This is a genomic window from Serratia sp. PAMC26656 (assembly GCF_016469055.2).
GTDB lineage: Bacteria > Pseudomonadota > Gammaproteobacteria > Enterobacterales > Enterobacteriaceae > Serratia > Serratia plymuthica.
This window is the reverse complement of record NZ_CP150486.1, coordinates 4,828,052-4,852,904: the sequence shown is the minus strand read 5'-3', so window position 1 is coordinate 4,852,904 and position 24,853 is coordinate 4,828,052. Positions and strand designations below refer to the sequence as shown.

Annotated in this window: 23 protein-coding genes; 18 read left to right on the top strand and 5 right to left on the bottom strand. The window is 52.9% G+C overall.

What is annotated here, in order from left to right; genetic code table 11:
• The first annotated feature begins 54 nt into the window (after positions 1 to 54).
• Both flhA and JEM67_RS23725 read left to right on the top strand, forming a co-directional pair.
• Positions 55 to 2,109, top strand: a complete 2,055-nt coding sequence (gene flhA, locus JEM67_RS23730) for a formate hydrogenlyase transcriptional activator FlhA (RefSeq protein WP_199639433.1) — start codon at positions 55 to 57, stop codon at positions 2,107 to 2,109.
• Positions 2,110 to 2,146: 37 nt separating this feature from the next.
• Entirely contained in the window at positions 2,147 to 2,434 is a 288-nt protein-coding gene (locus JEM67_RS23725; protein ID WP_199639434.1) for a hypothetical protein, read from the top strand.
• Positions 2,435 to 2,911: 477 nt separating this feature from the next.
• On the opposite strand, the gene JEM67_RS23720 is transcribed toward JEM67_RS23725, so the two are convergent.
• Positions 2,912 to 3,823: a LysR family transcriptional regulator gene (locus JEM67_RS23720; protein ID WP_013814547.1), complete on the bottom strand. Its 912-nt coding sequence runs from the start codon at positions 3,821 to 3,823 to the stop codon at positions 2,912 to 2,914.
• A gap of 107 nt (positions 3,824 to 3,930) precedes the next feature.
• On the opposite strand from JEM67_RS23720, the gene ilvD reads away from it, so the two are divergent.
• The 15 genes from ilvD to JEM67_RS23645 all read left to right on the top strand — a co-directional run bounded on the left by ilvD (position 3,931) and on the right by JEM67_RS23645 (position 19,564).
• Positions 3,931 to 5,772, top strand: coding sequence for a dihydroxy-acid dehydratase (gene ilvD / locus JEM67_RS23715; RefSeq protein WP_199639435.1), 1,842 nt, complete (start codon positions 3,931 to 3,933; stop codon positions 5,770 to 5,772).
• Positions 5,769 to 6,950, top strand: coding sequence for a cystathionine beta-lyase (gene metC, locus JEM67_RS23710; RefSeq protein WP_199639436.1), 1,182 nt, complete (start codon positions 5,769 to 5,771; stop codon positions 6,948 to 6,950). Before ilvD ends, metC begins: the two co-directional genes overlap by 4 nt.
• 58 nt (positions 6,951 to 7,008) lie before the next feature.
• Positions 7,009 to 8,328 (top strand): LLM class flavin-dependent oxidoreductase, encoded by a 1,320-nt coding sequence (locus tag JEM67_RS23705; RefSeq protein ID WP_013814544.1) that lies wholly within the window; start codon positions 7,009 to 7,011, stop codon positions 8,326 to 8,328.
• A 74-nt stretch (positions 8,329 to 8,402) separates the two neighbouring features.
• Entirely contained in the window at positions 8,403 to 9,602 is a 1,200-nt protein-coding gene (locus JEM67_RS23700) for a benzoate/H(+) symporter BenE family transporter (protein WP_199639437.1), read from the top strand.
• A gap of 35 nt (positions 9,603 to 9,637) precedes the next feature.
• A complete protein-coding gene (locus JEM67_RS23695) occupies positions 9,638 to 10,798 on the top strand; it encodes a mandelate racemase/muconate lactonizing enzyme family protein (RefSeq protein WP_013814542.1) in 1,161 nt (386 codons plus the stop codon).
• 69 nt (positions 10,799 to 10,867) lie between these two features.
• On the top strand, positions 10,868 to 11,914 hold the full coding sequence (locus JEM67_RS23690) for an aminotransferase class IV (protein WP_199639439.1): 1,047 nt from the start codon (positions 10,868 to 10,870) through the stop codon (positions 11,912 to 11,914).
• A 2-nt stretch (positions 11,915 to 11,916) separates the two neighbouring features.
• Entirely contained in the window at positions 11,917 to 12,549 is a 633-nt protein-coding gene (locus JEM67_RS23685) for a glutathione S-transferase family protein (protein WP_013814540.1), read from the top strand.
• A 30-nt stretch (positions 12,550 to 12,579) separates the two neighbouring features.
• Positions 12,580 to 12,831 (top strand): phosphopantetheine-binding protein, encoded by a 252-nt coding sequence (locus JEM67_RS23680; RefSeq protein WP_013814539.1) that lies wholly within the window; start codon positions 12,580 to 12,582, stop codon positions 12,829 to 12,831.
• A 15-nt stretch (positions 12,832 to 12,846) separates the two neighbouring features.
• Positions 12,847 to 13,362 carry a gamma-glutamylcyclotransferase family protein gene (locus tag JEM67_RS23675; protein ID WP_013814538.1) on the top strand — a complete coding sequence of 172 codons (516 nt, stop codon included), beginning with the start codon at positions 12,847 to 12,849 and terminating at the stop codon, positions 13,360 to 13,362.
• Positions 13,363 to 13,394: 32 nt separating this feature from the next.
• Positions 13,395 to 14,456 carry a DUF6421 family protein gene (locus tag JEM67_RS23670; RefSeq protein ID WP_013814537.1) on the top strand — a complete coding sequence of 354 codons (1,062 nt, stop codon included), beginning with the start codon at positions 13,395 to 13,397 and terminating at the stop codon, positions 14,454 to 14,456.
• Positions 14,453 to 16,141 carry a thiamine pyrophosphate-binding protein gene (locus JEM67_RS23665; protein WP_126485221.1) on the top strand — a complete coding sequence of 563 codons (1,689 nt, stop codon included), beginning with the start codon at positions 14,453 to 14,455 and terminating at the stop codon, positions 16,139 to 16,141. The genes JEM67_RS23670 and JEM67_RS23665 overlap by 4 nt, the downstream gene beginning before the upstream one ends.
• 395 nt (positions 16,142 to 16,536) lie before the next feature.
• The gene (locus tag JEM67_RS23660; RefSeq protein WP_199639440.1) at positions 16,537 to 16,962 is read left to right on the top strand and encodes a hypothetical protein; all 426 of its coding nucleotides are present in this window, start codon (positions 16,537 to 16,539) and stop codon (positions 16,960 to 16,962) included.
• Positions 16,959 to 17,471, top strand: a complete 513-nt coding sequence (locus JEM67_RS23655) for a hypothetical protein (protein ID WP_199639441.1) — start codon at positions 16,959 to 16,961, stop codon at positions 17,469 to 17,471. The genes JEM67_RS23660 and JEM67_RS23655 overlap by 4 nt, the downstream gene beginning before the upstream one ends.
• 18 nt (positions 17,472 to 17,489) lie before the next feature.
• Positions 17,490 to 18,863 (top strand): pyridoxal phosphate-dependent decarboxylase family protein, encoded by a 1,374-nt coding sequence (locus JEM67_RS23650; RefSeq protein ID WP_199639442.1) that lies wholly within the window; start codon positions 17,490 to 17,492, stop codon positions 18,861 to 18,863.
• Between the two features lie 47 nt (positions 18,864 to 18,910).
• The gene (locus JEM67_RS23645) at positions 18,911 to 19,564 is read left to right on the top strand and encodes a hypothetical protein (protein WP_199639443.1); all 654 of its coding nucleotides are present in this window, start codon (positions 18,911 to 18,913) and stop codon (positions 19,562 to 19,564) included.
• A gap of 69 nt (positions 19,565 to 19,633) precedes the next feature.
• Here JEM67_RS23645 and JEM67_RS23640 read toward each other — a convergent pair whose 3' ends face one another.
• The 4 genes from JEM67_RS23640 to JEM67_RS23625 form a co-directional block, all read right to left on the bottom strand.
• Positions 19,634 to 20,362: a 4'-phosphopantetheinyl transferase family protein gene (locus JEM67_RS23640; protein WP_199639450.1), complete on the bottom strand. Its 729-nt coding sequence runs from the start codon at positions 20,360 to 20,362 to the stop codon at positions 19,634 to 19,636.
• A gap of 70 nt (positions 20,363 to 20,432) precedes the next feature.
• A complete protein-coding gene (locus JEM67_RS23635; RefSeq protein ID WP_013814530.1) occupies positions 20,433 to 21,353 on the bottom strand; it encodes an efflux RND transporter periplasmic adaptor subunit in 921 nt (306 codons plus the stop codon).
• Complete coding sequence (locus JEM67_RS23630; RefSeq protein WP_062868676.1) at positions 21,350 to 22,069, bottom strand: ABC transporter ATP-binding protein; 720 nt, start codon at positions 22,067 to 22,069, stop codon at positions 21,350 to 21,352. Before JEM67_RS23630 ends, JEM67_RS23635 begins: the two co-directional genes overlap by 4 nt.
• An 8-nt stretch (positions 22,070 to 22,077) precedes the next feature.
• Complete coding sequence (locus tag JEM67_RS23625; RefSeq protein WP_199639452.1) at positions 22,078 to 23,205, bottom strand: ABC transporter permease; 1,128 nt, start codon at positions 23,203 to 23,205, stop codon at positions 22,078 to 22,080.
• Between the two features lie 691 nt (positions 23,206 to 23,896).
• On the opposite strand from JEM67_RS23625, the gene JEM67_RS23620 reads away from it, so the two are divergent.
• On the top strand, positions 23,897 to 24,847 hold the full coding sequence (locus JEM67_RS23620) for a DUF6347 domain-containing protein (protein ID WP_233527882.1): 951 nt from the start codon (positions 23,897 to 23,899) through the stop codon (positions 24,845 to 24,847).
• Positions 24,848 to 24,853 lie beyond the last annotated feature (6 nt).

Sequence of the window (24,853 nt, the reverse complement as noted above, 5' to 3'; positions counted from 1 at the left end):
ATAAAAAAATTCAATTACCGCAACCGGATGCCTTAACCGGCAGAGTGATGGTCAATGTCGAATGCAAGCATAGAAAAACAGGAACTGTTGGAAATTGCCCGCTTGTTGTTCAGCCAGCGCGGCTATGGCGATTTGCTGACCCAACTGCAACAGATCGTTCGGCGCTGGCGGCTGGCGGACGATGTGACGTTGCTGTTGCTGCACACGAGCAGCGCGCGAGTCAGTTTCCACGGGCAGGACGGGAATGGGCAGCCGCTGAACTATCAGGATGAAACGCTGTTGGCCAATGGGCCGATCGCGCTATTACGCGAGAATGCGCAGCCGCTGCGCCTGTGCGGAGCCGATCTGCGCCAGCGTTACCCGCAGTTGGCGATGTTGGCGCTGTATCCGCCGCTCAGCCATTACTGCCTGATGCCGCTGCGTGCCGGAGGGCAGCTGCTTGGCGGTTGCGAACTGTTGCGTAACGACGGCAACGCGTTCATCGAGGCGGCGCTTGACTCATTGATCCCCCTGATGGAGTTGACGGCGCTGGCGGTAGAGCAGATACAGCTGCGCGAAACTGCCGAGCGTCAGCAGCGCCAGTTACGCCATGAGCGCGATGATTTCCGCGTGCTGGTGGATGTCACCAATGCGGTGCTGTCCAAGCTGGATCTGGACGATCTGATTGGCGAGATCTCCAGCGAGATCCACCGCTTCTTCAAAACCGATGCCATCAGCATTGTGCTGCCGGGCGATCGCGACGATCGCGTGACGATCTACGCCACCCATTATCTGAAAGATAACGTCGCCAAGCGTCAGCAATACAGCGTACCCCTGGCCGGCACGCTGTCGGAAAAGGTGATGCAGAGCGGCGAAATGCTGCTGCTGAATCTGAAACACTCGGATCCGCTGGCCGAGTATGAACGGCAGCTGTTTGATCTGTGGCATGAGCAAATTCAGACGCTGTGCGTGCTGCCGCTGATTTTCGGCCAGAAAACCCTCGGCGTGCTGAAGCTGGCGCAATGCCAGCCGGATAACTTCAATGCGGCCAACTTGCGGGTGTTGCAGCAGATCGCCGAGCGTATCGCCATTGCGGTCGATAACGCGTTGGCCTATCAGGAAATCAGCCGCTTGAAAGAGAGTTTGGTGCATGAAAATCTGTATCTCACCGAACAGATTAATGACAACAACCCGGATTTCAGTGAGATCGTGGGCCGCAGCACGGTGATGTCCAGGGTGCTGCAACAGGTGGAAATGGTAGCGAAAAGCGACTGTTCGGTATTGATCCTCGGCGAAACCGGTACCGGAAAAGAGTTGATTGCCCGCGCCATTCACAATTTGAGCGAGCGCCGCGATCAGCGGATGGTGAAGATGAACTGCGCGGTGATGCCGGCCGGGCTGTTGGAAAGCGATCTGTTCGGCCATGAAAAGGGCGCATTTACCGGCGCCAGCACCCAGCGTATGGGGCGTTTCGAGCTGGCGGACAAAGGCACGCTGTTTTTGGACGAGGTGGGGGAAATCCCGGTCGAGTCGCAGCCTAAATTGCTGCGCGTGCTTCAGGAGCGCGAGTTTGAGCGGGTTGGCGGCAACAAGCTGCTTTCCGTCGATGTGCGTTTGATCGCCGCCACCAACCGCGATCTGCAGCAAATGGTCGCCGACCGCGAGTTCCGCAGCGACCTCTATTACCGGCTCAATGTTTTCCCGATACTCATTCCGCCGCTGCGCGAGCGACCGGAGGACATCCCGCAACTGGTGAAATTTCTTACCTACAAGATTGCACGGCGCATGAAACGCACCATCGACAGCATTCCGGCCGAAACGCTGCGCATGCTGAGCCAAATGCCGTGGCCGGGCAACGTGCGCGAACTGGAAAACGTCATTGAGCGGGCAATATTGCTGACGCGGGGCACGGTGCTTAATCTGCAACTGCCGGAGCTGCAATATGCGCAGCCTTCAATCGCGTCAATCGCAGTGCCGCCGCAGGCAATAGCGGGTGAAGACGAATATCAAAGGATTGTGCGGGTACTGAAAGAAACCAACGGCGTGGTCGGTGGGCCGCGTGGCGCTGCGCAACGGCTGGGGCTGAAACGTACCACTTTGCTTTCACGGATGAAGAAAATGGGCATTTGAGGCAGAAAACGATTTCCGAATGTTGTTGAGTGTTCGTATGAAGCTTATAAAGAGTAACGGACGGGAAACCCTGTTGAATCAAGAGGAATTGGCCATATTGTCCAGGCAGCTTTCTGCCCTGGAGGCGAGTTTCTCCCTGTTGCCTGATTATGAGGAAAGTGAAACGTTGGCACCGATGGAGTCGGTATTGAGTGAGCTATCTTCAAGGATGGCCGATCATTATCCCTATTTTTCGGTCCGGCTTGTTGTTGTCTTGGCCAGGAGCTCACCCTTCTCTGTCAGCACTACCGATAATTATTATGATAATTATTATGATAATAAATAAATGCCAGAGTGGAGAATATGGCGGCAGGGGTGAAAACTATTTTTCTTTAAAAAAATGCCTGATTGATTTCATTGCTTATATTTTGAAAAGTGTTATTTCCTGTGCAGTAATGAAACTGTTTTAGCAGGTCAAGCTTAAAGCTCTTCCACTGTAAAATGAGTGGCCAACGGGATGTATTTATAGCGGAGTTGAATTATTTTTCAGGAAAGCAATTCACTGCTTATGAGCAAGGTTAACACGAAAGTATATGGCTGCACCTGTTCAGCCGGCGAGATCCGATTACTCGAGTCATGTCGACATTTGCTGCGTGCTGGCGTTGTCACCGTGCTTGTCGTGGGCCCCTGCCCGGAACAATGCTGTTGCAGCAATATCTTCGCTTATAAAATTACATCCGGTAGGCATTTCACTGAGGTACCAGATCGCCCCTCACAATTTGGCGTAGTCTGGTGTCTACTTCGCTCATCACGTCTTCGGATGCTATCCGGTCGTAACTTGGGTATCCGCCAAGGATATCAATTTTTTCAATAACGGTGATTGATTGTTTTTACGCCATGCAAAACCAATATCCAATCGCGGCAGATTTTCCAGCAGTTCCACATAGGCCACACCGGTTCGCGCCAGATGGCGTAATGAATTCGGCACCAGAGAAAGACCGATCCCGGAAGCAACCAGGCTGATGATAGTTTGCATTTGAATAGCTTGCTGAATGATATTTGGTTTCGTACCGTTATTGGCGTAGTACTGCATCACCAGTTTATAGAATGATGGCGCCGCTTTTTGCGGGAAAATGATTAGCGGTGAATTAATCACGGATCGCGAGCAGAGTTTGCCATGGGTTAACTCGAGCCTGCCATTATCCAGCCAGGCCTGAGGCACCGCAGCGACCAACGATTCCGAGAGGATCTTTTTATAGTCCAGACAGCCCGGCAGTTGTGCCTCCTCCGGGGGGATAATGATACCGGCGTCAATCCGTTCCTCCAGCAATTCGCTCAATTGCACATCGCTGGTCGCTTCTTTTAAAATCAGTTCAACCGCAGGGTAAATTTGACGAAAATGACTGACCAGTCGAGGAAGAATGTTATATCCCGCTACACTGATAAAGGCTAGCGATAATGTTCCTGATTCACCTTTACCAAGTCTGTCGGCAATATCAGGTAACGCATTCAAACTGCTTAGTGAGTTTCTGACGTAAAATAACCATTGTTCTCCAAAAGGCGTCAGCTGCACATTTCTTTTGTTACGAAAAAAAAGAGTGTGTCCTAATTCTTTTTCCAACGACATTATTGACTGGCTCAATGGAGGTTGCGTCATATTAAGACGTTCCGCTGCCTTGCCAAAATGTAGGGTTTCCGCAACTGTTACAAAGTATTTCAACTGTCTAACATCCATGACAAATACTCACAGCAACTTAATCGATAGGGGAGATTATATTTCACCGCGCAGTTTGTCCACTCTAATATTGGGCCTTACTTGTTCAGTTAAGGCACCCATAAAAAATGTATCGTTCCCGTACTTCTACCCATGGTCGTAATATGGCCGGTGCTCGCAGTTTATGGCGTGCTACAGGCATGACAGACGCCGATTTTGATAAACCTATCATTGCGGTAGTGAACTCTTTTACCCAATTTGTGCCGGGTCACGTACATTTGAAAGATCTCGGCCAGATGGTCGCCCGCGAGATCGAGCAGGCTGGCGGTGTCGCCAAAGAGTTTAATACCATCGCCATCGACGATGGCATCGCGATGGGGCATGACGGTATGCTTTACAGCTTGCCCTCGCGTGAGCTGATTGCCGACAGTGTGGAATATATGGTGAACGCGCATTGCGCCGATGCCATGGTCTGTATCTCCAACTGCGACAAAATCACGCCGGGAATGCTGATGGCAGCGTTACGCCTGAATATCCCGGTCATTTTCGTCTCCGGTGGCCCGATGGAGTCTGGAAAACTGACATTACGCGGCGAAAAGCGCGCCTTTGATCTCATCGACGCCATGGTGGTTGCTGCAGATGACACCATGACCGACGAGGAAGTGACGGCGGTGGAGGCCGTGGCCTGCCCGACCTGTGGCTCCTGTTCAGGGATGTTTACCGCCAATTCCATGAATTGTCTGACGGAAGCGCTGGGGCTGGCGCTGCCTGGCAATGGCTCAATACTGGCAACTCATGCGCTGCGCAAGCAGCTGTTTCTTGAGTCCGGTCGTCGCATCGTGGAGCTGTGTCGTCGCTACTATGAGCAACACGATGCCAGCATCCTGCCCCGTTCTATTGCCACAAGAGAAGCATTCGAAAACGCCATGACGATGGATATCGCCATGGGCGGCTCCACCAACACCGTACTTCACCTGCTGGCGGCGGCCTATGAAGGCCAGGTGAATTTCACTATGGAAGATATCGATCGTCTGTCACGTAAGGTGCCGGTGCTGTGCAAAGTCGCGCCTGCGGTTGAGAACGTCCATATGGAGGATGTGCATCGCGCAGGAGGCGTGATGGCGGTAATGGCAGAACTGCACCGCGGCGGGTTGATTAACGTCAATACCGGCACGGTACATGCCGAGACGCTGGGTGCTGCGCTGGCACGGTGGGATATAAAAACCAGCGATGATCCGGAAATTCGCCGGTTCTATCGCGCCGCGCCGGGAGGTGTACGCACCCAGGTGGCATTCAGCCAGGATAACTATTACCCAGCGCTGGATCTCCATCGCCAGGCAGGCTGCATTCGCAGCATTGAACATGCATTTTCGCAGGATGGCGGTCTGGCGGTGTTGTTCGGCAATATTGCGCAGGAAGGCTGTATCGTGAAAACCGCCAGCGTCGATCCCTCAATGATCCGTTTTACCGGCACTGCACGGGTATTTGAAGGGCAGGACGAAGCGGTGGCAGGCATTCTGTCCGGTGGGGTGCAAGCCGGTGATGTGGTGGTCGTGCGCTACGAAGGCCCGCGCGGCGGGCCGGGAATGCAGGAGATGCTCTATCCCACCAGTTACCTTAAGGCAAAAGGCCTGAACAAGACGTGTGCGCTGATCACCGATGGCCGTTTTTCCGGCGGTTCATCAGGATTGTCGATTGGCCACATCTCGCCGGAAGCGGCGGCCGGCGGCAATATCGCCCTGATTGAAGACGGGGACATCATTGAGATTGATATCCCCAATCGCGCCATCCGGTTCAAACTGGACGATCATGAGCTGGCCACACGTCGCGCAAAGCGGGAAGCACTGGGCAAGAAAGCCTGGAAGCCGGCCAACCGTCAACGCCGCGCCTCTTCGGCATTACGAGCCTACGCGGCCGTGACCTCCAGTGCCGCCTTCGGTGCGGTACGCATAATCGAGGACGAGGCATGAAACCGGCGCTAACCGTGCGAGGAACCGCAACCCGTCTGACGCACGGCGGTAGAACGCCGGCAGAACACCATGGTTTTGTTAATCCGCCCGTTTACCGGGGTTCAACGGTGTTGGCCCCCACGGTCGACAGCTTGTTGAACTACCGTCAGCCCTATGTTTATGGCCGCCTGGGCTCTCCAACCACGGCCGCCCTGCAGGAGGCGCTGCGTGAGCTGGACGGTAGCGCAGGCGTATTGCTTTGCCCGTCTGGGCTGGCGGCTATTGCACTGGCGCTTCAGGCTACCCTGACTCCCGGTGACCATCTGCTGATGACCGACGTGGCCTATCGTCCGGCACGTCGGCTTTGCGAAGGGGTGTTAAACCGTCAGGGAATTACGACGCAGTGGTTCTCACCTTCTCTGGGGGCCGACGAGCTGCGCCGGTTGATTAACCCCAAGACTCGGGCTATTTATCTGGAAACTCCAGGGTCGCAGACCATGGAAATGTCCGATATTCCCGTCTTGGTGGCTGTGGCCAGGGAGGCCGGATTGCTGGTGATAATGGATAACACCTGGGCAACGCCGCTGTTTTTCGATGCGTTTTCCTATGGTGCCGATATCGTGATCCAGGCCGCCACCAAGTACATCGCAGGCCATGCTGATGTGATGTTGGGAATCGTTTCTGCCTCTGAACGCGCCTTGCCTCTATTGCGTGAATATCACCGTGAAACCGGCTTGTGCGTCAGCCCGGATGATGCCTGGCTGACACTGCGTGGTCTGCGTACCCTGGCGGTGCGCATGCGTCAGCATCAGGAGAATGCACGCCATCTCACCCAATGGTTGGCAGGGCGTGAAGAGGTGCAAGCCGTATGGTATCCGGCGCTGGAAACGGATGAGGGTCATGCCCTGTGGCAGCGCGATTTTACCGGCGCGGCAAGTTTATTCACCGTCGTGCTGCAGCCGGCACCGGCGCAGGCGGTTGCAGCCTTTCTCGAGGGGTTGCAGCTTTTTGGCCTTGGTTTCTCATGGGGCGGTTTCGAAAGCCTGGCGCTGCCTTTTGACTGCTCTGAATATCGCCTGGCGCCTCCCCGACAGCCCGTGGGCCCCTGTGTCCGATTTTATATCGGGTTGGAAGATCCGGACGATCTCCGCCGCGATCTGGAACAAGGCCTGCGACGCTTCAATGCAGAACGAGATTAACGCAAATAGAGATTGCGACCAATTTGTCATCAAACTTCACCGATAACCGGAATATACGATGAAAAAACATCTCTGCCTCGGCGGTTTTATGCGCCCAATCTGCCTGCACACTGCCTGGTGGCGCCATCCTTCAGCACCGGCTCACGCCAATTTCCACTGGCCAACCATCAAATATCTGGCGCAGAAACTGGAGCATGCCTGTTTCGACGCCATTTTCACCGCCGATCATCTGGCGTTAATGCCAATGCCCCCGTCTGCGCTGCGCCGCAGCGCTACGGTCACGTCCTACGATCCGTTGGTCATGCTATCGGCCATTGCCGCCTGTACGGAACATATTGGCCTGATTGCTACCGGCTCCACCAGCTATGAAGATCCTTATCTGTTGGCACGACGCTTCGCTTCACTTGATCATTTAAGCAATGGGCGGGCCGGGTGGAATATTGTCACTACGGTAAATCCTCAGGCGGCGCACAATTTTGGTCTTGATACGGCACTGCGTCATGGTGAGCGTTACGCTCGGGCAGAGGAGTTTTTCAAGGTGGCCACCGGGTTGTGGGATGGCTGGTCCGATAACGCTTTGGTCATGGACAAGGAGAGCGGTATCTTTAGCGATTTGGATAAGATCCAGCCGTTAAACCATCAGGGTGATTTTTTTTCCGTGCAGGGCCCATTGAACATTGCGCGTCCGGTACAGGGGTGGCCGGTTATTGCGTTGGCAGGCGCTTCGGAAGGCGCCAGAGAGATGGCGGCCCGCTCCGCTGACCTTGTCTTCGGCAATGCTCGCAGTCTGGAAACCGGGCAACAGTTCTATCGCGATGTTAAAAACCGTGCCCGCGCCTGGGGTCGCGATCCGTCAGCGATTAAGATCCTTCCGGCTAACCAAGTGTACGTCGGCGCGACCCACGCCGAAGCGCTGGCAAAAAAACGCTATATGGACAATCTGGTCCACATCGAAAGTAATATTCCCAATCTCTCGATCCGTTTGGGTGTCGACTGTTCCAAATTTGACCCGGATAAATTATTGCCCGACCTGCCCACCACGGAGCAGGGCCAGGGAAATCAGCGTGAGTGGGTCGCATTGGCGCGGCGTGAAAAACTGACCGTCCGGGAGTTGGCTAAACGTGCGGCAGAATCCGGAACCGGCGAAATGGTCGGTACGCCGACGGAAATTGCCGATCAGATGGAAGCCTGGTTCATGGAGGAAGCCTGCGACGGTTTCATTATTGTTTTTCACACCGTTCCCGATGGCTATGAGGATTTCACTACTCTGGTCGTGCCGGAATTACAACGTCGTGGTTTAATGCGAACACAATATACAGGTAACACACTGCGGGAAAATATAGGCCTGCCGCGTCCGATCAGTCACCTTGATAAATAAAAGCAACATTGATTTAAACTCAATGGCAGTTATTTACGCATTGGCATGTGGATTCACGTTATTCGGGAGTGGAAATGGAATCAAATACATTAATGCAGCGCCGGTCATCTGATTTTTCCTGGCAGGCCGCTGGAGCGGGCCTGCTTTCTTCTTTTGTCGGCTTCGCTTCTACATTTACGCTGATTGTACAGGCGCTGGTCAATACTGGTGCAACGCAGCAGCAGGCTGCTACCGGGTTGATGGCGGTGTCTGTCGCCATGGGATTGGCGGGGATTTTACTCAGTTTAAAATACCGTATGCCGGTCAGCGTTGCGTGGTCAACCCCGGGGGCGGCGCTGTTGGTGGGGCTGGGCGTGGTGAAAGGCGGTTTTGCCGTCACCACAGGAGCTCTGTTGATGGCAGCAGTGATGCTGATCGTAGCAGGGCTGTGGAAACCCCTGAGCCAGGCCATTAACAAGATCCCATCGAGCATTGCCAATGCCATGCTGGCAGGTATTATCCTCAATCTGTGTGTCGCCCCGGTGCATGCTTTGGCGAGCTATCCACGCTATATTGCGCCAGTGCTGATTGTTTGGTTAGTGATGTTGAAAATAAACCGGATATTAGCCATTCCCTGCGCAGCTATTGCAACCCTTGCGGTAATTTATATGACGGCGAATATTGGCGATATTCACATGTCAGAGATCTTGCCTGAATTTATTCTGGTACGACCGGAATTTACGCTCTCCGCTTTTATCAGCATTGCCTTACCGTTATTTATTGTCACCATGGCTTCACAAAACATTCCCGGGATGACCGTTCTGAACGTCAATGGTTATAAGCCGGATGCAACGCCGTTATTTACCAGCACCGGTGTCAGCAGCCTGTTGGCGGCACCCTTCGGCGGCCCGGCCATCGGGTTGGCGGCGATTACCGCCGCCATCTGCGCCGGAGATGAAGCAGGTAAGGATCCTGCCAAACGTTACTGGGCGGGCATCATCTGCGGTGCGGCGTACATCGTCTACGGCATGCTCGCAGGTGCCGCCACGCGGTTTATTTCCGTTTCGCCGCCGGTGCTGATCGAAGCCGTCGCGGGGCTTGCGCTGATGGGGGCGCTGGGTAATTCGCTGGTGAGTGCCCTTAGCGACAAAACGCATCGCGATGCGGCAATTATCACTTTTCTGATCACTATGGGGGGGCATGCCTTCTTTGGCATTGGCGGTGCTTTCTGGGGCCTGATTGCCGGTATTGGAATGGCCTTTTTTCTGCGCCGGCGCGCAGTCACCGCAGCCTGACGCGCTTTCACTTTTAACGGCAAATAAGGGCAGTTATGCAACAGAAAATTATCAAGATCGAAGCTACACCGGTCTTTGTCTCCGGAAATGTGGAAGTGGGCGGCTTGCCTATCAACGGTAAACTTTCCGGCCTGATTGTCGAGATTGAAACCGAAACCGGGATTGTCGGGCATGGTTTCACTGCCATCACTGATGAAGAGGTCGTGGCCGCGATCGTGAAAACCGTCGTGACCCCCAATGTGATCGGGATGGATGCATTGCAGAGAGAAGCGATCAACGAACGCCTTTATTGGTTGTTGAGTCCACGTGGCCAGACCGGTTATGCCAGCCATGCCATTGCGGCCATCGATATTGCGCTTTGGGACATTGCAGGCAAGGCTGCGGGGCAGCCGGTGTGGAAACTGCTGGGAGGTGCCCGTCAGGAACTGAGACATTATACCACCTTTGGTTTCCCTTCCCTGAACGATGAACAACTGGTTCATGCCGCTCGCACCTTGGTCGCGACGGGACATACCCATTTGAAAATGCTGGTGGGCTTTCACGCCATGTCGCGCCGTGACCAGGGGCGTTCTCTTGACGATGTGATCCGCCAGGATGCCCGTCGGGTACGCGCGGTACGTGAGGCGGTGGGCGATACGGCGGAAATCTATATCGACGCCAACTGTGGCCTTGATCACTATCATGCCCTGCGTTTGGCCCAGTCAATCGAGGAGTGCGATATCGCCTTCTTTGAAGAGCCGATCATGGATAACGACCCGGTAAAACTGGCGGATTTGCGTCGTCAGATTCGTATCCCGGTAGCCGCAGGCCAGAGCGAAGGACAACTTTTCCGCTTCCGCGACATGCTGATGAATAACGCAGTCGATGTGCTGCAACCCAATGTGTGCGTGTGCGGCGGTTACTCCGCCGGGCTGAAAGTGGCTGCGCTGGCGAGAGCTTTCGGGGTCCCCATCGATAATGGGGGAACATTCCCCTATCAGAACATGCATCTGCATGCGGGTGTCGCCAACGGTGGCATGGTGGAGTTTCACGTGGCGGTGACGGATATCTGCCATCAGCTATACCTCGGTTTGCCGGAGCACAACGGAGACAGTGTGACTCTGTCGAATAAACCCGGGCTGGGTTTTGAACTGAACAAAGAGACTTTGGCCGTGCTGTCGCAGGGGCCGTTTTCGCAAGGATTGGGTAAGGCCTGATGCGGAATAATCGCACACTCTTGCCGCCATCCGTGGCGGTATAAACACAACCTGTTGGTGAGACCGACGATGCAATTATCGCAAGAATACACGCCTCAACACACGACGTTGCCAGTGTTCGAAAACTGGTCTCCCACGATGGCCCGGGCGGAATATGACGGCAATACCTGGTCAGCAGTGAGTTTTAGCCCTGTAGCCCCGCTGACCATCGCGCCGGGCGCGATGGCACTGCAATTCGGTGCCGGCGTATTTGAAGGAATGAAAGCCAGGCGCGCAGATGCCAACAAGGCTTACATTTTCCGCGGCGACGAAAACTATCAGCGTTTGTGTCGCTCTGCCCGGCGTCTCTGCCTGCCGTATCCGGATCCGGTGCTGTTTGACGCCGCGCTGGACGGTATCGTCAGCCACTGTGCGAACTGGCAGTCACCATTTTCCAGCGAATGGCTCTATTTGCGCCCATTAATCTACGCCATGGACGATCATCTGATGCCTGTCACCAGCCAGCGTGCGTTGTTCCTGCTACTGGCCGCGCCGATTCGCGCTTACCGGCCCGCTACCTTCTCATTGCGGGTTGAACAGCATCAACATCGTGCGGCACCGGGCGGGTTGGGCGCGGCGAAAACGGCGGCGAATTATGCGCATCAGTTCCAGGCGACGCAGGCCGCTCACTCTGCCGGCTATCAGGCCGTTTTGTGGCTCTCGGCCCTTGATAATCACACCATTGAAGAAGCCAGTACCATGAATGTCTTTTTCGTCGTGGGTGATACCGTTATTACCCCGTTGCTCTCTGACCGGGTTTTAGCCGGGATCACCCGTCAGTCCGCTATCTCCCTGATTCGCAGGCGCGGGATCAGGGTCATTGAGCGAAATATCACGCTGGAAGAGGTCATGCAGGCCAGTCAGCAGCGAAAACTCCGGGAGCTGTTTGTCACTTCGACTGCGCTGGGCGTGCGGGCGGTTGACTATCTGCAAATCGGTGAACGACGCATCGCCACGGCCAACAATCCGTGCTTGTCGGCAGAGATAGCCGTTGAACTGGAAAACATCCAGGCGGGGCGCTGTGGTAGCGACACCTCCGGCTGGCTCAAACCTGTAGCGCTACATAGGGAAGCGTAACGATGTCATTCCCATTAACTCTTTACTACTGTCCCGGTCATCTCTCTTTTGCACCCCATGTGCTCCTCAATGAGATCGGCCAGCCTTTTGAACTGCAGTGCGTATCAATAAAAGACGGTGAGACACGACAACTCGCTTTTCGTGAGCTGAATCCCAAAGGCAAAGTCCCGGTCCTGGCGACACCGCATGGGATCCTGACCGAGGCCTCGGCGATTCTTGTGTGGCTGGCGCTAACCTGGCCGGAATGTCGTTTACTGCCTGCTACGCCGTTTGAACGCGCACAGGCCATAGAGTGGCTTAACTGGCTAAGCAGCATGATGCCTGCCAGCATTGCTCTGCGTCTGCATCCGCATCGCGTTACCGACGAAGAAAATGCCTGGCAGGGGATCCGCCGGCACGGCTTGCGAGAATGTGAACAACTGTATCAACAGATTGAAAACAGGCTACGAGATAAAACCTGGGCCGTGGGTGGCGCATTTTCGATTGTCGATCCGGCTGTGATGATTTTTTTCCGTTGGGGGACATTGCTGGGGCTGGATATGAGCCAATTCCCTCACTGGCGGCAGCATACAGACAATATGCTGAGACGACCGGCAGTACTAACAACGTTGTCCACGGAGCAGATTGCATTCTGAATAATATTTCCAACTTTCAAGGTGGTTATTATGGCATCGCCAAGTTTAGATACACTGACTCAATTATTCCGCCAATTCTTCAGTGCAAGAGATAATATTAATTATATAGAATTTAATGCCAATACCGATCTTTTTGCAGCGGGTTTGCTGGATTCGCTGACCATTGTGGAATTTGTGATCTACCTTGAGGATCTTTTGCATAAAGAGATCCCGGTGGGCGACTTTACTCTGACGTCAATTAAAAGCGTTTCTTCGGTTTACGATCATTATGTACTGGATTAAGTCGGGAGGGGATGTATGTTTGCTTCAGCTTTGCCGTGTTATCTGTTTGCTTATGGTTCATGCATGAACCAACAAAGCTTTACTGCGACGCTCGGCTGCGACAGCCGACGTTATTTTCTCAGTGTTGCCACGTTGCATCAGCATTGTTTGCGCTTTAATTATCCCTCTCTTAACGAGCCAGTCTGTTGCGCCAATATCACCCCTGCCATCGGACATGCTGTGCAGGGAGCGCTTTACCGGATGCCGACCGCATTGTTGGCGTCGGTTGACCGGCGGGAAGGCGTGCATCTGCATCGTTACAAACGCCAATGGGTCAGTGTTTTATTGCCTGACGGACAACAGGTCATGGCCATGACCTACTTCGCGCGGGTAATACATGAGCAAGAGGCTGCCCCCAGCGCCCGCTATCGCCAGTTACTGCTCGATGGCGCGCACGACGCCGGCGTGACGTTAGACTATAAAATCAATTTATTGCAGCATATGGCACGGTTACCGGCCAGAGAGATGACGGACAACGCGCTATTACCTTGAAGTATTCCCCTTCATTCAAGAGAGGCATTTGCATGAAAGACGATATTGTCGCTGCGGTAAACCTGTGTCGAAAGAAAATTATAGCGGAAGGAATAACCGCTGACATTGAGCAGATTCATCGCTGTATTGTCCCCATATTGAGTAAATATCGGGATAATATTCATATTAATACCTTGCTAAGAAACTGCGCCAATCGGAGTTTTTCCTGCGGAAATTTACTCGATCTTACTTGTTTTTCCGATCCTGAGTTTATTGTGGGCTTTTTTTCTGTACCCTATAACCCGGATGCCTTTCTGGAAGCCATGCGTGTAAAAATTATTCCGTTACCCAAGGTAGTCACTGATTTAGTCCCCATATCTGACGCTGTACCGGCAGTGATTGAATCTTGTACCGAAGGGTTTCTTAATCCGTTGGCGGTAGCGGTTTTTGCGGAAAATTACCGTGACGCCGAGGTTAAAGAACATCACCAGGCTTATTATTTGATCGACAAATTTGTGGCGCGTTTTAAAGGCTATACGCGTAAAGCGATTGACGCTTTCTGGTCACCTACCGCCTTCGCCGACATTATCGATGCCGATGATCCGTTGTTGATCAACGCCAGCGCTATTTGGGTACATCTGCATGAGCATTATCATCGTCGCGGCTATTTACCCCTGCCGGAGCACCTGAAAGCCAAAAGTTCACGTAATGGCGCCGGCGCGGAAGAGTTGCGGGTGGATATTCTGACGTTGCTGACGCTGTTGCGTTTGAGTTCCCCGGTAGCGGAACTGCGTGCTGCTACGCAGTACATTCTGGCTGAAAGGCTAATTCGTTATCCGCTGCAGGCCTCTGCGCAAGATAACTACGATGCACGTTCCTCTGTCGCTCTGTTCCAGTACCTGCAGCGCCATGGGATTATTGCCAGTAATGGTGGTAAATTTTATTTTAGAGGCGGTTATGCGGCTCTTGAACAGGCATTACAATCAATTGCCGTGAAAATGGCAGCGCTGGAGTACCGACTGAGCCGGTTGCCGCAAGAGGAGCGTAAACAGCGATGGTCTTTGCTCCTTCCTGCACTGGCGAACAACAATAACCAATGGAGTCTGCAGGCATGAGTGTCATAACGACTGCCGCGCTTAGCGCTCGTCGCGGGGCGGATGTATTGTTGGAAACCTTGGCCAGTGAAGGTGTGGAATATATTTTCGGCAACCCGGGTACCACCGAGTTGCCGCTGATCGACGCACTGCTGCGCAACCCGGCGCTGAAATATATTCTCGCACTGCAGGAGGCGAGTGCCGTAGCGATGGCCGATGGTTACGCTCAGGCGTCTGGAAAACCGGGATTTCTTAACCTGCATACTGCGGGGGGCCTTGGTCATGGCATGGGAAATCTGTTGAATGCCAAAGTCTCCCAGACGCCGTTGGTGGTGACTGCCGGGCAGCAGGATACTCGGCATGCGATCAGCGACCCCTTGCTCTATGACGATCTGAACAGCATCGCGGCGCCAGCGGTTAAATGGGCAGAAAATGTCTCCAACGCCATGCAGTTGCCGGTGCTCATCCGGCGCGCTTTTCATGATGCCAACGCAGCTCCCAGCGGCCCGGTATTTCTCAGCTTGCCGATGGATATCATGGATCAGCTCAGTGATGTGCCTATCGGTGAGCCTTCGCAGATTGATCGGCATACCACGGGGGGATCATTACCTGCTTTGGCGCAAATCCTGGCTGATTACCTCCCCGGCAGAGTGGCCATTATCGCCGGGGACGAGATCCATCACAGTCACGCTTCGGCCGAGACCCAGCGAGTCGCGGAGTTGCTTGGGGCTCACGTGTATGGTTCATCCTGGCCTTCGCGCATTCCGTTTCCCACTTCGCACGCGTTATGGCGCGGTAACATGCCGACTACCGCGCGGGGGATTGCCGAGATCCTGCAAAACTACGAAGCAATCTTTGCCCTGGGTGGCAAATCATTAATCACTATCCTCTACAGCGAAGGCTCTGCAGTACCGGAGAATTGCGCGGTCTATCAGCTTTCCGCTGACGTTAATGATTTGGGACGTTCCTATGCCACCCGGCTTTCCGTAGTCGGCGATATTAAAACGTCACTGAATGCCATGCTGCCAAAGCTGGAGAGTCTGACCGAGGCAAAACGCGAGAACTATGACGCCCTGATCCAGCACGCCCGGAATGAAAAACAATGGGCGCGGGAGGTCCTGGAGCGAGAGGTCGAGGCGAAATTCGCGTTGCCGGTCATTGCGCCGCTGGTGGCTGCCCATGAGGTTGTACGTGCCATCGGGCCCGACGTAGCCATTATTGATGAGGCATTATGCGTCTCATCGTCGATGCGTAGATTTCTCTCCAGCGATCAAGCCGGGCAATATGGTTTCATGCGTGGCGGCGCGTTGGGATGGGGTATGCCTGCGGCAATTGGTTACAGTCTGGGACGCGGTCGACAACCGGTCGTCTGCCTGGTGGGGGATGGCGCGGCGATGTACTCGCCTCAGGCGATGTGGACGGCTGCCCATGAAGATCTGCCCGTGACCTTTGTGGTGATGAACAATCAGGAATACAACATCCTGAAAAATTTTATGCGCAGCCAGCAGCATTACACTTCTTCCCAAAGCAATACGTTTATTGCCATGGATATCACTCAACCCACCATTGATTATCTAGCACTGGCAAAATCAATGGGGCTTGCAGCATTGCAAATCCGCCGTGCCGGCGATATTGCCCCGGCGATTGAAGCGGCAATCGTCAGTGGAAAACCTGGGTTGATTGAGATTATCATCAGCGCGAGTTAAACGCGCACTCCGGTGAATACAGGTACAACCTGGCCTGACGCCACCGTCACCGGAGGCCTTTGAACCGGCCTATTCGTGAGGGCTGGCATTGTCAACGGATTGTGCGGGTACTGAAAGAAACCAACGGCTGGGGCTGAAACATACGGCCCTGCTTTCTCGGATGAAGAAAATGGGCATGTGAACCGGTAAAGGTCTCTGGGGTTATTGGCGCGTTATTATAAATAAGGTGGGCATTTAATGAAATGCTTATAATTAACGCTGAAATTATCCCTGGGTATTTTTATAATTAACGTTACTGACACCTCCGACTTGATGATTTTTTTAATGGCGCTCTGGCGAGTTTATAATTCGTCTCCTATAACTTACCGAGTGCTTTTATTGGTGAGACGGTAAGTATGCTATCAATTCCAAGTGTATTAATATCCAACAGACACAGTATATTATTAAAAGATGATGTCAGATTGTTGCTCACGGCGCTCGAGGGAATTGAAGGGGATTTTCTGGTAAATATGGAACCTGCGTGCCGACAGATATTGAAATTTTTAAATCACGAGGTGGCGAGGGTGGAAAGAGTCAGTAATGAAGTATTCAGTATTTTTGATGATTACTTCGGTATAACACGAACCTCGGATCGGCCCTTGGACGTTTATATTTCATCAGGCATTCATTGTGCATTGCTTTTTAGTGAGGAAATAAAGGTGTCTGAAACGACACTGCGGATTGATGAGCAAGAAAGATTATTGCAAGGGATACATGAAGCACTGTTAATTGGCGTTGATTACCTCAGTGCTTCAGAACAGCATGTCAGGGAGCGGATATGAAGAGTCCAGAGTTAACCCGTTGGAAGGTCGGGCATAATATTTTCACCCTTTTTATTCAGGCGGCATTGTTGGCATTACATAATGTTGAAGAATATTTCCTGCAGGGTAACAGGCATGACGGTATTCTCTCACTGAGAAATGCGGCCAATATGATGAGAATGTCGGCGCTGGCAATGAAATACAGCGCTGACTTTCAGAAAGGGAAGTATGAAAGCATTATCCGGCCCTCTATGCCCGAGAGGTTCAGCGGTTTGGGGAGTATGGATCATGCCTATTTGATTAAAGTCATGGCGCGCATAAAAAAGAATAAAGAACGAATGCGAGAATTTTTTGGTGAGGAATATGATGATTTTGTGACCTCGGTACAGCAAGCCTACGATGCCCACATTTTTGTCTGCGAGCGCTTTGTGGAAAACCAAAATAGCCTGAGAAGTGCAAATTTACACCCTGCGGCTGAAGTGCTCACTGAGTTTAAAATTAAACGTTTGTCTTTTATTCAACCTAAATGATCGGGGGGCAAGGAAACCATGTTTAATCAAGAGGAATTGGCCATATTGGCCAGACAGCTTTCCGCCCTGGAGGCGAGTTTCTCCCTGTTGCCAGACTATAAGGAAAATGAAGCGCTGGCACCGATGGAGGCTGTATTGAGTGAGCTATCTTCAAGGATGGCCGATAATTACCCCTATTTTCACCCCTTTTATTTGGGGCAAATGCTGAAACCCCCTCATCCCATTGCGCGTCTCGCTTATTCCTTATGCCTGTATATCAACCCTAATAATCATGCACTTGATGGTGGAAGAGCCACCTCGGCGATGGAAAAGGAAGCGGTTGCCGAAATAGCCCACATGTTTGGCTGGTGCGAGCATCTTGGCCATCTGACCAGTGGCGGGACCTTTGCCAATCTGGAAGCGCTTTGGATAGCCAAAATGCTACGTCCAGGGACGACGGTGGCCGCTTCAGAACTGGCGCATTACACCCATGAGCGTATTAGTCAGGTGCTGGACATGGGGTTTGAAAAGATCCCCTGCGATGCCGCCGGGCGGATGGATATCGTCGAGCTGGAAACGAGGCTGCAACAAGGCAATATCGGTACCCTGGTCGTGACATTAGGCACTACCGCAGCAGGATCGCTTGATCCCCTGGATGCCATTCTCGCGCTAAAAAGAAAGTATCACTTTAGAATTCACGTCGATGCTGCTTATGGAGGCTATTTTTCTCTGTGCGAGGGGCTGTCTGTGGCGAGTCGGAGTGCGTTTGAGGCTATGGCGCAAGCGGATTCTATCGTTGTCGATCCGCATAAACATGGCATGCAGCCCTATGGATGCGGCTGTGTCTTGTTTAAGGACCCTGGGGTAGGAATACATTACAAACATGATTCGCCGTACACCTATTTCAGTTCGGATGAATTGCATTTAGGGGAGATCAGTTTGGAATGCTCGCGAGCAGGCGCATCGGCCGGCGCGCTTTGGGCTACCCAAAAACTGCTGCCTTTGGTGGCGGGTGGCACGTTTGCTGCTGCGCTGCAATGTTCCAGGGACGCCGCCATGTCACTGTTCCAGTGGTTGGAGGAAGAAGCGGACTGCGTGACGGTTTTGGAACCCGCTCTGGATATTGTTCTGTGGTTTGTGGCTGGCGCCAGTGCACAGGCCAGTTCAGCACTGTCGCAAAGGGTGTTTGAAAAGGCCGCTGAAATGAATCTCCATCTGGCATTGGCACGCGTCCCTAAAAAATTGCTGCGGGATAAAATCGCGCCGGACAGCGCATTTTGGGATGCGGAGTCGGTGTTGTGTTTACGGGTATGTCTGATGAAGCCGGCGCACATTGCCTGGTTGCCGCAAATTAAAACGCATCTGCGGGTTGCGATGAATGAAGCTGTCAGGATACCGGCGGAAAAAGCATAAATCATCAGTTGGGAAACCGTATTAAAAACCTTACAGGAGTTCAATGTATGGCAGCAGATCTTCAGGAGCGTTTTGCTTATAGCGTGTTGGATGAGACTCATGCCGTACAGACTATTGCATGTCTGTGTACGGTATTTAGCGCTCATGAACCGCTGGGGAAGGCGATAGGCATATCGTCAGACGAGTTGACGCCTTTCGTAACGGATTTGGTTCATCACGCGATAAAAACCCAGCTGTCTTGGGTGGCGATAGAAAAAACATCCTCCCGGTTGGTGGGGGTAAGGATATTGACGGATTTTCATAATGACTTTATCCCCGGCGATTATGAAAGCCAAAAGTTGAATACCATCCTCGCTTTTCTTGACTCGCTTTATGAGTTTCAACACTCTGCCGAGGAAAATGAAAGTAAACCGCTGCTGCATTGCTGGATGACCGCAGTGTTGCCGGTATTTCAGCGGCAAGGCATATTGCGAAGCCTTTATCGGGCGGCGAGTTTGTCGGCCATTAAAAAGGGATTTAGATTTGGTATTTCGGAGGTGACCAGCCCGTATAACCTCGCTTTTCTGGAAAGCGACGTGACTGTGAAGAAATTGAATACCCTTTATTATACGCAATATCAAAAAGACGGTGTCTTTCCTTTTTCATTGGCTGAAGACAGCGAACTGTGCGTGTTATGCCGATATCCCCTGGTAGTGCGATAGCCCTTTTCCACGGCTGTGGATGATTGCCGGGGAGATGGCGGAAAGGATACGTGGATCGCCGACGGCCGATCAGTGTGCCGCTGGTGCCAAAATCAGGGTGATGACTTCGCTGTCGCGGAGTAAGTAATGGCCTCTGACGCGATATCCGGCGGGTAGCCTGGGGGCCAGCCTCCGGGTCAGTTGTAAAGTAAACGCGTTCTGTTGCGGATTAAGTTCACATAGCCAGGCGGCTTCGAAACCAAACATATGCCGAACCTGCGGGAAAAGTGCTTTAAATAAACTTTCCTTGGCGGAAAACGTGATCAGCAGCGCGGTTTCGTAGGGAAGCCGGCTCTTGGCGAGCAGCGCACGTTCATCAGACGTAGTAAAGGTCGTCGCGATTTCTCGCATAACTTCCGGCTGGAGCCGCTCAATATCAACGCCCGGATTTACGCGATAACGCTGAGGAGAAAGTACCGCGATGGCCCATTTGCCGGTATGCGAAATACTGCCGCACCAGCCGACTGGCCAGACGGGCGCACGGTCGGGGCCGACAGCAACGGCATCGCGACAGCCTGCATTCATCAACAGCTGACGCACGGCATAACGTCCGGAAAGATAGTCGGCCCGCCGTTTCGCCACCGCCGACGTCAGCACGCCCGGCAAAGGGATAGACAGTTGGGCAAACAGCGCATTGTGGTAACCGCAGCTATCAAATTCCACAAGGCATGCCGTAACGGCGGGAACATCGGTGACAAAGCCCGTGCTCTGTTGGCGTATAAAGGTGGATGCGATAAACGTTGTTTCAAAAGTAAACATATGCCCAGCGTAATACGTTTATAGGCTAACATCGCGATCGATGCCCTTCGACGCCTGGTGCCCCATCAGGTTATCCCTCGCGAGCCGTCGCGTCGGGCTTATCCGCCGGCAAAATACGCACCAGTACGCGCTGCCCGATACGAATCTGTGGCGCATCCAGGGTCAGTACGCATTCAATAACCCGCGTATCCTGATTCACATTGGGGTCGTCCGTGGGTTGTCGGGCGCCAAACACTTCGCTCAGGCGCAAGACCTGCGCTTTATAGATACGCTTATCGTTATTCTCCAGAGTGACCTCCGCATGCTGCCCAGGCTGAACGGCGTTAACGAAAACGTCCTCCAGCTCGGCGCGTACGATGCGTGGTGCATTGGGGGCCAGCATAAACAGCCGAGTCACATTCAGCGTGGACGCGCCTTCGCCCGGTTTGGCGTCGCGTTTGACAATGCGGCCATCCGCCGGCGCAACGACCAGGTATTTTTCCACCTCCAGCTCAGCGGCTTTGACCCCCGCGTTTGCCGTTTCCAGCGTGGCTTTCTTCATCGCCAGCTCGCGCTGCTGCAGTGCCATCTGATCCGCTGCGTTGTCATGCTGCTGCTCGGAAATCACCGTGGTATTCAGCTTTGCCAAGCGGTTGAACTCCCGTGTCGCTATTATCAGCTTCTGCTGTGCCCACTCCAGATCGCGCACTGCCTCGATTTGTTGTTTGACCTTGATGTTTAGTGCATCAAGTGCTTCGTTATCTTCGATGCGCGCCAGCAGCTGGCCTCTTTTTACCACCGCGCCTTCTTCTACCAGAATCTCTTTGATAATGCCGGGGCGGGGGGCATCGATACTGATTAAGCCGCCTTCGATGCTGATATAGCCTTTAGCCACGGCGGCCCAAGGGGAGGGCGTGGCGGTGGCGGCAGCGGCGAGAGGAGTGTCATCGCAGCCACTCAAGCTCAAAGCCAGAGACATTGCCAGTAAGCAGAGACGCAGGACGTTTTTCATAGGGTGCACGATCTCTCAGGAATAGGACGAGTGTCGTCGGTTATGTGTCCATCTTCGATGGTAATTACCCGGTCAGCATGATCGATCAGGCGGCTGTCGTGGGATACGGCAAGCACGGTGTAGCCTTTTTCGCGGGCGATATTGTGCAGCAGGTCCACCACCGTCTGCCCGTTGTGCTTATCAAGCGCGCTGGTGGGTTCGTCGGCAAAAAGAAAAGGCGGATCTTTTACCAACGCGCGCGCAATCGCCACGCGTTGCTTCTCTCCCCCGGAAAGCTCGGTTGGACGCAGGGTTTTGCGCTGGCTCAGCCCAACGATGTCCAGCGCCTCGCTTGCCCGCCGGGCGGCTTCTTTTTTCGGCACTTTCGCGCCGTAGACCAGCGGCAGGATGACATTATCCAGTGCGGTCATCGCGGCGAACAGGTTAAAGCCCTGAAACACGAAGCCGCAGTTCATCAGCCGAAAATATTCCAGCTCATGGCGCGACATGGTCGTCAGCGTTGCGTCGTTAACCTGTACGCGCCCGCTATCTGGGCGCAGCAGGCCCGAAAGAATCGCCAGCAGCGTACTTTTTCCGGAGCCCGATGGCCCGATAATCAAGGTCAGCTCCCCATTGAAAATGCTGAGGTCAACATTCCTGATCACCGGCTGTACGATTTTCCCCACGGTAAAGCCGTGGGAAATCTGCTCGGCCAGAATTGTGGCAGTTTTTTTCATCGTATTTCTCAGCGTAGTAACGTAAAGGGTTCGGCACGATTAAGCGCGCGCAGGGCAGAAAGCCCGGAGAGCAGCGTAATGACCATCACCAACAGCAGAATGCCGGCAGCGGCAACCAGCGGAATGGTAAAGGTGACATAAAAGAGCTCAGCCCCGGCGGCGATAAGGACGCTGACCAGTGCGGCAATGCACAATCCCACCACGCCAATCCAGAAAGATTGCTCCAGCACCACGGCGCGCAGGGATCCTGACGATACCCCGAGCGCGCGAAGCGTGGCGTATTCGCGCAGTGCGGAAACAATCGCCGCCATCAGCGTCTGGCTGGTGATCACTACACCTACGATAAAACCAAGCACGGAAGAGAACAGGAATCCCCCGCCCGCGCCTGATTCAAACAGCCAGTACGCGACCGATTGAATGGAAAATTCCTCGGTGGTCCAGATTTGGTAATGGCGAAACGAACCGTGCGGCTGGAGTCGATCGCGTACCGCCTCAGCCTGCGTCGGGTCTTTTATTTTTACCAGGAAGTAGTCGACGTCGTTATTGAGCAGGCTCTTATCGATGGTGCGTGCGGTGGTGAGTGAAGAGATGACGTTGGCGCCGCCCATGGATCGCATCCCTCTGACCGTCCCGGCCACATGTACCCGCTTGCCTTGCAGTTCGGTATAGTCGCCCACTTTCACGCCCAGCTTGTCGAGATCGCTTTCATCAACCAGCAGATTACCGGGCACCCGCAGCAACTGTCTGAGTTGGGGGTTCAGCAGGTGCGAAAATGTCATGGATTCTGCTTTTGGATTGATGCCTATCAGGGTGGCGGAAATGCGACCGCCGGTCGGCCGTTTCCAGTCAGCCAGCGTCCAGGTATAACGTTCGACGTCGATGACGTCGGGATCCATGCGCAGTTGATTTTCAACTTTTTCAGGAATGGAGCGCGGCTGATCGACACTTTGCGTGCCGGGAAACCCGACCCATAAATCGGCAGAAGAACGATCGATATAAACGCTGACGGCGCTGAACATGCCGAGCAGTAATCCAAACTGAATCAGCACCAGTAATCCTGCAAAAGCCACGGCTAGCACGGCCGGTAAAAACCGTCGCCACTCGTAAATCAAAATAGCTCGGGCTAATGAAAACATAGGGCGGCGATTCCTTACCAGATAATGGGCCTGTGTCATAAAAATGGGGTGATATAATTAACCGGACAGGCAACGTAGCGCGTCTTTCGGTTAGCGTACGAATGAATTAATTCCCCTTCTAATTATTTTTGATTAATTAATTCGCTATAATTTTCTCCGTAAAGCCGCATTCCAGGCCGTATTTCTGCCTGCGGTGATAATAAAAAATACAGCGCTCGGACTATCGCACTTGCGATTTGTTTATGTAAAGGCTTTTTTATGAATATTTAATGAACCTAATGTCTTATTTTTGAAGTTGGTCAATAAAAAGTGTTATCCATTTGATTTTACTGGTTAAATTCATTGGGTGTAAAATTCTGTTTTTTTATTTTTGTGTGGTTTAAAATTCTAAAAAAACAACAAGTGAAGGTTTATGTAATGATTTGGTTAAGTTAAACTCATCTAAGTGGTTAATTTATAAGTCTATAGTCTTTTTTTGCCCCTAAGATTTTGCTGACTATTGGTTAAGTTGAAATATAAGCTTTAGGCATGTATACCGTTATTTCATAAATTTTATGTGATATTATTCCCCACATATTCATATGCATTCTTTAACTTGTTTGTAACACTTCTTTGTTTGGCTATATATGGCGGGACTGGGTTCGTTATGACGCATATTTCTACGTATAACAGGTTGTCCGGGGCGGCTTTCATGAATGTCGCCATTCGCAGCGCACTGGATTGTCTAATAATCGGTGGTATTTTTTTTTACGTTAATCCGTCGGGGGGATTTACTTCTGTAGGAATTTTCCTAGCCTTGTTCCCGCTGGTGGCGATTATTTCCATCTCGGGTGAGGTTGTTTATGATCTCCTCAAAGGGTACGCAACAGAAGATTATGCTGTTCATCGCCGAACGTCTGAAGACATATCGCCTGCGGGCTGGGGGGAAACGCTCTGGGGGCGAATCGCCAGCTGCGCGATACTGCTGGCGCTGATTACCGTGCCACCGCTTTATTGGTTGCTACAAGCGTTTTCACCTGAAGGAAAAACGTTAACGGGCTGGGTGCTGGGTGCGGTCTGCCTGGTGGTTATCGCGGCGTGTTGCCTTACCCTGCGTATCGTCGGAGATCGGATTATCGCCTGGTATGTCGGGCGGCTGGCCATGCCGCAGCAGGAGGCCAGCAAAGAAGCCAGCGACAGATTTATGGTCTTTAATTATTTTCTTCCCTGGGCCGTGATCGCGGCAATCATTGCCGGCCTGCTGTCGTGGGGATATTTTTCACCGAGAAGCGAACACGCTCCCGCCTATATCGACGTTGCAGAAATGGCCTTCAGTTGCGGCGGAACCGCTTATATTATTGCCCTGTGGATCGCCTATATCACGCAAAAGCAGGCAACCATCGACATTAGAGCCCATTTATTACGTTTCGAAGACGATGACACTCTGGATGAAGGAACGATGTATTTTCTGATCCATGCATGGAGTGGCTGCATTATCGTCGCGATTTTCATCATTAGTCGCTTTTTTTCCTGGGCATCTTTTACGCCGCTGCAGGTGACGCTAATTGACGCTCTGGTCGCGGCGCTTAGCGCCATCGTAGGCGCGCTGGGGGGATTGCTAAGAGCAAGGACCAGTTTGTTAACGCAGGGACTCAAGAAATAATAACGT